The sequence below is a fragment of the Pseudomonas mandelii genome (genome assembly GCF_024138395.1).
In the GTDB taxonomy this organism is placed as follows: domain Bacteria; phylum Pseudomonadota; class Gammaproteobacteria; order Pseudomonadales; family Pseudomonadaceae; genus Aquipseudomonas; species Aquipseudomonas mandelii_E.
Map to the genome: position 1 here is coordinate 45,706 of NZ_JAMYDU010000028.1, position 10,685 is coordinate 56,390.

A 10,685-nucleotide genomic window follows, 5' to 3' on the forward strand; every position below is an offset into this window, starting at 1 on the left:
CATGCCCCGTAAAACCTGGCGCGCCGCGCTCGCCGCCTATGCCAGCCCCTCGACGCTCGTGCTCTTGCTGCTTGGTTTCGCCGCCGGCCTGCCTTACATGCTGGTGTTTTCGACGCTCTCAGTCTGGCTGCGCGAGGCCGGTGTTGCCCGCGAAACCATCGGCTACGCAAGCCTGATCGGCTTGGCCTACGCCTTTAAATGGGTCTGGTCCCCGCTGCTCGACCAATGGCGCCTGCCATTTCTTGGCAAGCTCGGTCGACGACGCTCCTGGCTGGTACTGGCTCAGGCACTCGTAATCCTTGGCCTGATCGGCATGGGCTTCTGTGATCCGCAAAAACACCTGTCCTGGCTGATCGCCATCGCCGTGGTCGTCGCCTTTGCCTCGGCGACGCAAGACATCGCTGTTGATGCCTATCGTCTGGAAATCGCCGACGAAAGCCGCCAGGCCGCATTGGCAGCCAGCTATATGGCCGGTTATCGGGTCGCGGCTCTGCTGGCGACGGCCGGCGCGCTGTTCTTCGCCGAAGGCTTCGGCTCGACCGGTTTCAACTATAAGCATGCGGCATGGACCGGCACCTACGTGCTGTTTGGCGTCTTGATGGTCCCGGCGCTGCTGACCACCCTGTTCATGCGCGAACCGCCGGTGCCTTTGCGCACTCAGTTGCAGGCCGGACGCTACAGCTTCGTGCACCAACTGGCGTCCGTGTTCGTGCTGATCGTGCTGCTGGTGTCCGTACCGGCCTTGTTCACTCAGCTCTACAACACTGACTTCGCCAGCGTACTGTTCGAAGACGCAAGCGTGCTCGACCTGCTGCTCGAAGACCGCGCGTTCCTGCGGGCGATCCTCTATATCACGCTTACCGGCCTGTGCTTGTCGGCCGTGGGCCGCCGTGGCCTGGCCCCGGTGCTGACCCCGGTCAACGACTTTATTCTGCGTTACCGCTGGCAGGCTCTGTTGCTGCTCGGGCTGATCGCTACTTATCGAATGTCCGATACGGTCATGGGCGTGATGGCCAACGTGTTTTACATCGACCAAGGGTTCACCAAGGATCAGATTGCCAGCGTCAGCAAGATTTTCGGGCTGATCATGACGCTGGTCGGCGCCGGCATGGGCGGCCTGTTGATCGTGCGCTTCGGCATCCTGCCTATCCTGTTCATTGGCGGCGTTGCATCGGCCGGCACCAACCTGCTGTTCCTGATGCTTGCGGATATGGGGGCCGATCTGCAGATGTTGATCGCCACCATCTCACTGGACAATTTCAGCTCGGGCCTGGCGACGTCGGCATTTGTCGCTTACCTGTCGAGCCTGACCAACCTCAAATTCTCCGCCACCCAGTACGCCCTGCTCAGCTCGATCATGCTCTTGCTGCCCCGCTTGATCGGCGGTTACTCAGGGGTCATGGTGGAGAAATTCGGTTATCACAACTTCTTCCTGATCACTGCCCTGCTGGGCGTTCCGACTCTCCTGTTGATCGCGCTGCACTGGTTCCAGGAAAACCGCCGCGCCGGTCCGACACCGACGCCGGAACCGGTTCCGACCCAGGTCGCGGAAGAATCGTAGGCTCTTTATGCAGGAAACATCGCAGAGGGCGAGCAGATTTTCGCCCTCTGCCACACAGCCGGCCGCACTCCTGTACGCCAGCAGATCTCGCCCGTACAATGTTCCGTCATTTCTCGTCATCAGCAACCGACAACGGCCAACCATGCGCACCAGTCAATTTTTGCTCGCCACACAGAAAGAAACGCCTTCCGACGCGGTCGTCATCAGCCATCAGCTGATGCTGCGCGCCGGCATGATCCGCAAACTCGCCTCGGGCCTGTACACCTGGCTGCCCATGGGCCTGCGAGTGATGCGCAAGGTTGAAGCCATCGTGCGTGAAGAAATGAACGCCGCCGGCTCTCTCGAAGTGTTGATGCCGAGCACTCAACCGGCTGAGCTGTGGCAGGAATCCGGTCGCTGGGAAGAGTACGGCCCTGAATTGCTGCGCTTCAAGGATCGCCACGGTCGCGATTTCTGCGCCGGCCCGACTCATGAAGAAGTCATCACCGACCTGATGCGTAACGAGCTGAGCAGCTACAAACAGCTGCCGATCAACCTGTATCAGATCCAGACCAAATTCCGTGACGAAATCCGCCCACGCTTCGGTTTGATGCGCGGCCGCGAATTCATCATGAAGGACGCCTATTCGTTCCACGCTGATCAGCCTTCGCTGCAGATCACCTACGACCGCATGCACCAGGCGTACTGCAACGTGTTCACCCGTCTGGGCCTGAAATTCCGCCCGGTTGAAGCCGACAACGGCTCGATCGGTGGCGCCGGCTCCCACGAGTTCCACGTACTGGCCGAATCCGGCGAAGACGACATCGTCTTCAGCAACGGTTCCGACTACGCAGCGAACATCGAAAAGGCCGAAGCCGTACCACGCGAAACCTCCCGTGCCGCGCCTACCGAAGAGCTGCGTCTGGTCGACACGCCGAACGCCAAGACCATTGCGCAACTGGTCGAAGGCTTCAACCTGCCGATCGAAAAGACCATCAAGACCCTGGTGGTGCATGCTGAAGAGCAAGGCAAACTGATTGCCCTGATCATCCGTGGCGACCACGAGCTGAACGAAATCAAGGCCGCCAACCAGCCTGGCGTTGCCAGCCCGCTGGTCATGGCTTCCGAAGCTGAACTGCGCGACGCCATTGGCGCCGGCGCCGGTTCTCTTGGCCCGTTGAACCTGCCACTGCCGATCATCATCGACCGTTCCGTCGAGTTGATGAGCGACTTCGGCATCGGTGCCAACATCGACGACAAGCACTACTTCGGCGTGAACTGGGAGCGTGATCTGCCGGTTCCGACCGTTGCCGACCTGCGCAATGTCGTGGCCGGTGATCCGAGCCCTGACGGCAAAGGCACTCTGGAAATCAAGCGCGGCATCGAAGTCGGGCACATCTTCCAGCTGGGCAACAAGTACAGCAAAGCGATGAAGTGCGAAGTGCTGGGCGAGAACGGCAAGCCAGTCACCCTGGAAATGGGCTGCTATGGCATTGGCGTGTCCCGCGTGGTGGCTGCCGCCATCGAGCAGGGCAACGACGAAAACGGGATTATCTGGAGCGATGCTCTGGCCCCATTCCAGATTGCTCTGGTACCGCTGCGCTACGAAACCGAACAGGTTCGCGAAGCCACCGACAAGCTCTACGCAGAACTGACTGCCGCCGGCTTCGAAGTGCTGCTGGACGACCGCGACAAGAAAACCAGCCCGGGCATCAAGTTCGCGGACATGGAGCTGATCGGCATTCCGCATCGGATCGTGGTCAGTGACCGCGGCCTCGCCGACGGCAATCTGGAATACAAGAGCCGCACAGAGGCCGAGGCGCAAGCGCTGCCGGTCGCTGACGTGTTGTCCTTCCTCCAGGCCCGTATCCGCCGCTGACACCAGATAGAGACGTCATGTTCAAGCGAAACACCTTAGGCCTCGGTGGCGCCGCCCTGTGCGGCGCCCTGCTGGTCAGCGGCTGTGCCAATCAGATGTCACAACGCAGCGAGCACGAGGAACGGGTCGAGCGCAAATTGCTCGATCATAGCCTGCAGATCGATGTCGGCGAGCCCAAGGTGCTTGAGCTGCCGCAACGTCGGGTGAAAATCCACGAGCAGAAAACCTTCGAAGTCACCGAGTTCGAAGTCACGCGTCACTACGATCGCTACACGCCTTACCAACCCTGGAGGGAGGTCTACGAGATCCCGCTGGGCGCGGTGGCCGTGGTGGCCGGTGTCGGTGCGAACGTGGTCAATGTGTTCGCCCTCGGCAATCTGCCGGACGGCGTGACGAAGGACTGGCTCAGCTATGGTTTCGCCGGGCTCAACCCGTTCATGAACGCGCAGTCTCATGGCCGGGCGCAACAGAACCTGGCAGGTATCGACGAAGTCCAGCGCGACAAGCGCACGGAATACTCGAGCCTGCCGTGGAGCGAGCGCCCAGTGCAGGTCAAGGCTGGCAAGAACACTTTTGAACTGAGCACCGACCGTAACGGCGTGTTGCGCCTGAACCTGCTGGACAGCCCGTTCGCCGAACATGACCTCAATCATCTGGGCAAGCTGCAGATCAGTGTCGAGGACAACAAGGACGATGTGCACACCGACTCGTCCCTGGCGATCAGCAGCAATTTGCGCGGCAAGCTGCTCGAAGCGCACGGGCTGATTTACGACGACCTCGAAGACGACGAAGTGAGCCAGTGGGTACACCGGGTCAAACGTCTGTCGGAACTGGGTCTGGAAGAAGAAGCCAGCGAGCTGGAACAGAGCCTGATCGAACTGACCCGCAACGATCCCGAGTTGCAGACCGAATTCCTCAAGTCATTGACCAAGGATGCCGGGCGATTGGTGGCGGATCCGGGACCGAATTAAAGTCAAAAGCTTCGCGGGCAAGCCTCGCTCCTACAGGGAACATGCCATACCTGTAGGAGCGAGGCTTGCCCGCGAAGAGGCCCGAACATTCAACGCTGAACTACCGCTCAAACAACTCCATCTGCTCAAACCCGCCCCGCAAATCCTCCAGCCTCACCCCGATCCCCAACAATCGCACCGGTTTCCCGCCTCGATTGAAGGCCTGAGTCAGCAGCAACTGATAACTCCCCAGATCCCGCCCTGCCCCGGCCTGCTCCAAAGTAGTCTGGGTAAAATCATGGAATTTCACTTTGACGAACGGCTTGCCTGGCCGATAGCTGCTGTCGATCCGTGCCATGCGGCCATTCAGGGATTCCAGCAACTCGGGCAATTTATCCAGACAACTCACCAAATCCGGCAGGTCCACGTCGTAAGTGTTTTCGACGCTGATCGACTGTCGACGACTGTCGTTGTGCACCAACCGCTCATCAATCCCACGAGCCAGGCTCCAGAGTCGCTCACCGAAGCTGCCGAATTCGCGCACCAACGCCAATTTGTCCCACTCACGTAAATGCGAGCAATCGACGATGCCGAGCCTGCCGAGTTTGTCGGCGGTCACCTTGCCAACGCCATGCAGCTTGCTCACCGGCAAACCACTGACGAAGTCTTCCACCTGATCCGGCGTGATCACGAACAAGCCGTTAGGCTTCTTCCAGTCGCTGGCGATTTTGGCTAGAAACTTGTTCGGCGCCACGCCGGCCGACACGGTGATGTGCAATTGATTAGAGACGCGGCGGCGAATGTCCTGGGCGATTCGCGTGGCGCTGCCGCCAAAATGCGCGCTGTCCGACACGTCGAGGTAGGCCTCATCCAGGGAAAGCGGCTCGATCAAGTCGGTGTAATCGCGAAAGATCGTATGAATTTCCTTCGACGCTTCTCGATAGGCATCCATGCGCGGCTTGACGATGGTCAGGTCCGGACAGAGTTTCAAGGCATGCCCGGAAGACATGGCCGAGCGTACGCCATAAGCCCGCGCTTCATAGTTACAGGTGGCAATCACCCCACGCCGATCCGCCGAGCCGCCCACCGCCAATGGCTTACCGGCCAGGCGCGGGTCGTCACGCATCTCGATGGCGGCGTAGAAACAGTCACAATCGACGTGGATGATTTTTCGCTGCGTCATATAAAAGCAGTGTTCATGGCGAATAAATGATGTGAGGGTGAGTCATACCGGCAGTATCTCACTGACACCTGTATATAGCACCAGTACTCTGAATGTTCTTTTTCCCTTGTAGGAAAAGCACCTGAGGAATTTATTTTCTCAATCGAAAGCGCCCTCCCGATAGAGCCACAAGCCTTGCCCTGCCTGCCTTTCAGACCGATCAGCTGTAGCCTTTTTCACCTAAGCGCTTGAACAGGAACAGGTTTTACCGAGATTGAAGGTTGACAGCCCCGCGATCCTCTGTAGAATGCCGACACACAGACGCGGGATGGAGCAGTCTGGTAGCTCGTCGGGCTCATAACCCGAAGGTCGTCGGTTCAAATCCGGCTCCCGCAACCAAACATCAAGAAAGGCTACTCGAAAGAGTGGCCTTTTTTGTGCGCGCCTGTTTTATAAAAATCAGCCGTTTATGCCTTACCGCCCAGAAACAAGAAATCGTTCTGATTCCGAAACTTAGGTCTCCCCTGCGACCATTCGCCGTCGTTTTAAACTTATTTGAGCCATACTGGGATTAACGGTTGACACTCCGGCGTTCGCCTGTAGAATGCCGCCACACAGACGCGGGATGGAGCAGTCTGGTAGCTCGTCGGGCTCATAACCCGAAGGTCGTCGGTTCAAATCCGGCTCCCGCAACCAAACATCAAAAAAGGCTACTCGAAAGAGTGGCCTTTTTTGTATCTGTTGAAAAAGTCCTTTCGCAACAATGATCTGTCACTGTGCAGTGAGCCATTCGGGATCGCCAGACTGTGAGTTCAGCGCAGACTGAACCGCAGATGAAACCTTCTACGACTGATGACGCGCCGCCGCCGACACCCGGTGAGAGGCGTTAATATTTGTGATTATTTTTTCCACAGGGATTGGTAACTTGGCTGGATACCTCCATCCTGTCGCGCACAATCCAAGAGGTGATTGATGCGCGCCAACTCGTCTGATTCACAAGACACCGTCACAGCGACACAACCGATCAAAGCCGAGCGTCTGCGCGTGCTGGATCGAATCAGCAAATATCGTCAACCCATCGGTTTGGCGGTCACTTTGCTGTTGTTCGCCATCGCGCTGATTGCCTGTCGTCACCTGCTGAGCGAACTCGATCTGTACGCGCTGCACGACTCGATTCTGGAAGTGCCGAAACCGGCCTTGCTGGGTGCGCTCGGCGCGACCGTCATCGGCTTCATTATTCTGCTGGGTTACGAATGGTCGGCCAGCCGTTATGCCGGCGTGACGCTGGCGCCGCGAATATTGGCATTGGGCGGCTTCACCGCGTTTGCCATTGGCAATGCCATCGGCCTTTCGCTGCTGTCAGGCGGCTCGGTTCGCTACCGTTTATATGCACGTCATGGTGTGGGGGCTTCGGAAGTCGCGCACATGACTCTGTTTGCCAGCCTCTCGCTTGGCTGCGCCCTTCCGCCCCTGGCCGCCCTCGCCACCCTCAGCAACCTGCCCGCCGCCTCCGCGGCCCTGGGTTTCTCCGAGACGTTGCTGGGTGCGATTGCAGTAGCCGTGCTGCTGCTCTCCACGGTGTTGGCCATCGGCATCTATCGCCGTCGCTTACCGGAACAGCCTTACCCGGACAACCTGCTGGTCAAGGCCGGTCGCCGCACCTTGCGCCTGCCGGGTCGCCGCCTGACGTTCCTGCAACTGGTCATCACCGCGCTGGACGTGGCCGCTGCCGCGACCGTGCTCTATCTATTGCTGCCGGAAGCGCCGCCCTTTGGTGCGTTCCTGCTGGTCTATCTATTGGCCCTGGCCGCTGGCGTGCTCAGCCATGTACCGGGTGGCGTCGGGGTCTTCGAGGCGATTTTGCTCGCCGCCTTCGCCGACAAGCTCGGTGCCGCGCCATTGGCTGCCGCGTTGCTGCTCTACCGCCTGATCTACGTGGTGTTGCCGCTGCTGGTGGCTTGCGTATTGCTGCTGGTCAACGAAGGCCAGCGCCTGTTTCAGACACGCCAGTCGTTGCGTGCAGCATCTGGCTTGGCCGCGCCTGTTCTGGCAGTGCTGGTGTTCCTGTCCGGCGTGGTGTTGCTGTTTTCCGGTGTGACGCCGGAGATCGATACCCGCCTTGAACACATCGGTTTTCTGATTCCACATCGATTGGTCGACGCTTCGCACTTCGGCGCCAGCCTGGTCGGCGTGCTTTGCCTGCTGCTGGCTCAGGGGCTGCGTCGCCGCCTGTCGGCCGCGTGGATGCTGACCACCATTTTGTTGTTGGTCGGCGCCCTGCTCTCTCTGCTTAAAGGGTTCGACTGGGAAGAGGCTTGCCTGATGACCCTGACGGCGAGCTTGCTGGGGGTTTTCCGCCGTTCGTTCTATCGCCCCAGTCGCCTGACCGAAGTGCCGTTTTCGCCGCTGTATCTGGTGTCCAGCCTCTGCGTACTCGGCGCGTCGATCTGGTTGCTGCTGTTCGCCTATCAGGACGTTCCCTACAGCCATCAACTCTGGTGGCAGTTCACCCTCGATGCCGATGCCCCGCGTGGGCTGCGCTCGCTGCTCGGCGCCGCGGTCCTGCTGGTGGTGGTATCCCTGACTTGGCTGCTGCGTACCGCGCGCCCGGTGATCCACTTGCCGACGCCCGATGAGCTGGAGCGCGCGGTAAAGATTCTCATGGCCTCGTCCCAACCGGATGGCGGCCTGGCCCTGACCGGTGACAAGGCGCTGCTGTTTCACCCCAACGACGAGGCGTTTCTGATGTACGCCCGCCGTGGCCGCAGCCTGGTGGCGTTGTACGACCCGATCGGCCCGCCCCAGCAGCGGGCGGAAATGATCTGGCAGTTCCGCGACCTCTGCGATATCCACCATGCCCGGCCCGTGTTCTATCAAGTGCGCGCCGAGAATCTGCCGTACTACATGGACATCGGCCTGACCGCGATCAAGCTCGGCGAAGAAGCCCGGGTCGATCTGCACCGCTTTGATCTCGAAGCCAAGGGCAAAGAGATGAAGGACCTGCGCTACACCTGGAACCGCGGCACCCGTGATGGCCTGTCGCTGGAAATCCATGAGCCGGGGCAAGCGCCGATGGATGAGCTCAAGGCTATTTCGGACGCCTGGTTGACCGGCAAGAACGTGCGCGAGAAAGGCTTCTCGCTCGGGCGTTTCAGTGATGACTACCTCAAGCACTTCCGGGTTGCGGTGATCCGTTTCGAAGGGCGCCCGGTGGCATTCGCCAACCTGCTCGAGACTTACGGCCATGACCTGGCCAGCCTCGACCTGATGCGCGCGCACCCCGACGCCCCAAAGCTGACCATGGAGTTCATGATGGTCGGCTTGATTCAACATTATAAAAATCATGGATACGCGCGCTTCAGCCTGGGCATGGTGCCGTTGTCGGGGTTACAACCCCGGCGCGGTGCACCATTGACCCAGCGCTTGGGCTCGATGGTTTTCCGCCGTGGTGAGCAGCTGTACAACTTCCAAGGTTTGCGCCGCTTCAAAGACAAGTTCCAGCCCGACTGGGAACCCCGTTATATGGCCGTGCCCGCCGGACTCGATCCGCTGGTGGCCCTGGCCGACACTGCCGCCCTGATTGCGGGTGGCTTGACTGGATTGGTGAAACGCTGATGATTCAACGCTCCCTGCGGTACGTACTCGCCACACTGGTAGTGCTGGCCCTGATGGTCGGTGGCGGTTACTGGTACCTGAACCGCCCGGCACCAGAACCGACCCTCGAACGGCTGACGCCGGCCGATGGCGCCGCGATGACCCGCGTCATCCCCGGCACCACGTCGAAGGCTCAGGTGCTGGTGGCGGTCAATGAAGACCAGAAGCTCAATGACAAGCAATTGACCACCCTGAGCCGCAGCGCCTCGGCGCAGATCGTCCAGGTGATCTTGCCCAAGGACTGTCTACTGCAAAGCCGCGCCCTGCAAGCGGGTCTGCGCGAACTGAAAGGCCCGGCTACCCTGGTCAGCGGCATAGGCCCAGGCGCCGTGCTCGCGTGGCGCTGGCTCGCCGAACAGAAGGACGACAAGGCCCAGGCCATTTCGGTTGACTTGGCCCTGGAAAAACCCGGTGGCTGCACTCACCTGCTGCCGAAAAAAGCCGCCCATGGCCATTGGCTGGTGGCCTGGAACGACAATCCGGACGACACCAGCGCCGGCTTCGTGCGTGACCAGCCCAATGCCGAAACCAGCATCAGCGACTACGACATCAACCTGCCGCAAGTGCTGAACAACGAACTGCGCAAAATCCTCGTCGGTGGCGATAAAGCCGCCGGCGGCCTGCAGATCCCGGTGGTGGAAGTGCCGGCCGGCCAAGCCAAGGACACCGTCACCCTGTTCCTTTCTGGCGACGGCGGCTGGCGTGATCTGGACCGCGACGTGGCCGGCGAAATGGCCAAAATCGGCTACCCAGTGGTCGGCATCGACACCCTGCGCTACTACTGGCAGCACAAGAGCCCGGAACAAAGTGCTCTGGACCTGACCGAACTGATGCAGCACTACCGGCAGAAATGGGGCTCCAAGCGCTTCATCCTGACCGGTTACTCGTTCGGCGCCGACGTACTGCCCGCCATCTACAACCACCTGCCGGAAGCGGAGCAGCAGCGCGTCGACGCAATCATCCTGCTGGCCTTCGCCCGCACTGGCAGCTTCGAAATCGAAGTCCAAGGCTGGCTCGGCAACGCCGGCAAAGAAGCCGCCACCGGCCCGGAAATGGCCAAGCTGCCACCGGAAAAAGTGGTGTGCATCTACGGTGAAGAAGAAGTAGACGAGAGCGGGTGTACCGACAAGACTGCGGTGGGCGAAGCGATGAAACTGCCTGGCGGCCATCACTTCGACGAGAACTATCCGGCGCTGGCTCAGCGGTTGGTGGGTGTGATCGAGAAGCGTCAAGCGAAGGAGACGGCGGCTCAGGAGTGATCTGAGCCGCGCTCACAAAAAGCCCCCGCAGCCTTATGGTTGCGGGGGCTTTTTCATATGAGCGCAATTTAACCTGCACCGCAGATCCCTGTGGGAGCGGGCTTGCCCGCGATGGCGGTATGTCTGTCACATCAATGTCGGTCTGCCGCCGGTATCGCGGGCCAGCCCTAATGCCAGTCAGTTAAGCGAGTAAGCCGCTTTTCTGTAGGAGCCAGGCTTGCCGGCGAAGGCGTCCTTAAGA

At 60.1% G+C, this 10,685-nt stretch carries 6 protein-coding genes and 2 tRNA genes; 7 read left to right on the forward strand and 1 reads right to left on the reverse strand.

Features of this window, described 5'->3' with window-relative positions:
- Position 1 precedes the first annotated feature (1 nt).
- From NHU87_RS25345 to NHU87_RS25355, 3 genes are all read left to right on the forward strand, one after another.
- Positions 2–1,561 (forward strand): AmpG family muropeptide MFS transporter, encoded by a 1,560-nt coding sequence (locus tag NHU87_RS25345; protein WP_253553421.1) that lies wholly within the window; start codon positions 2–4, stop codon positions 1,559–1,561.
- Positions 1,562–1,703: 142 nt separating this feature from the next.
- The gene (locus NHU87_RS25350; protein WP_038979208.1) at positions 1,704–3,419 is read left to right on the forward strand and encodes a proline--tRNA ligase; all 1,716 of its coding nucleotides are present in this window, start codon (positions 1,704–1,706) and stop codon (positions 3,417–3,419) included.
- 17 nt (positions 3,420–3,436) lie between these two features.
- Positions 3,437–4,390, forward strand: coding sequence for a hypothetical protein (locus NHU87_RS25355; protein ID WP_253553425.1), 954 nt, complete (start codon positions 3,437–3,439; stop codon positions 4,388–4,390).
- Between the two features lie 100 nt (positions 4,391–4,490).
- Here NHU87_RS25355 and dinB read toward each other — a convergent pair whose 3' ends face one another.
- Positions 4,491–5,552: a DNA polymerase IV gene (gene dinB / locus NHU87_RS25360; RefSeq protein WP_201059867.1), complete on the reverse strand. Its 1,062-nt coding sequence runs from the start codon at positions 5,550–5,552 to the stop codon at positions 4,491–4,493.
- Between the two features lie 301 nt (positions 5,553–5,853).
- Here dinB and NHU87_RS25365 point away from each other — a divergent pair.
- From NHU87_RS25365 to NHU87_RS25380, 4 genes are all read left to right on the forward strand, one after another.
- Positions 5,854–5,930 (forward strand) — tRNA-Met (locus tag NHU87_RS25365).
- Between the two features lie 220 nt (positions 5,931–6,150).
- Positions 6,151–6,227 (forward strand) — tRNA-Met (locus tag NHU87_RS25370).
- 276 nt (positions 6,228–6,503) lie between these two features.
- Positions 6,504–9,146, forward strand: coding sequence for a bifunctional lysylphosphatidylglycerol flippase/synthetase MprF (gene mprF, locus NHU87_RS25375; protein WP_253553428.1), 2,643 nt, complete (start codon positions 6,504–6,506; stop codon positions 9,144–9,146).
- Positions 9,146–10,444 (forward strand): virulence factor family protein, encoded by a 1,299-nt coding sequence (locus NHU87_RS25380; RefSeq protein WP_253553431.1) that lies wholly within the window; start codon positions 9,146–9,148, stop codon positions 10,442–10,444. The genes mprF and NHU87_RS25380 overlap by 1 nt, the downstream gene beginning before the upstream one ends.
- Positions 10,445–10,685: the final 241 nt, after the last annotated feature.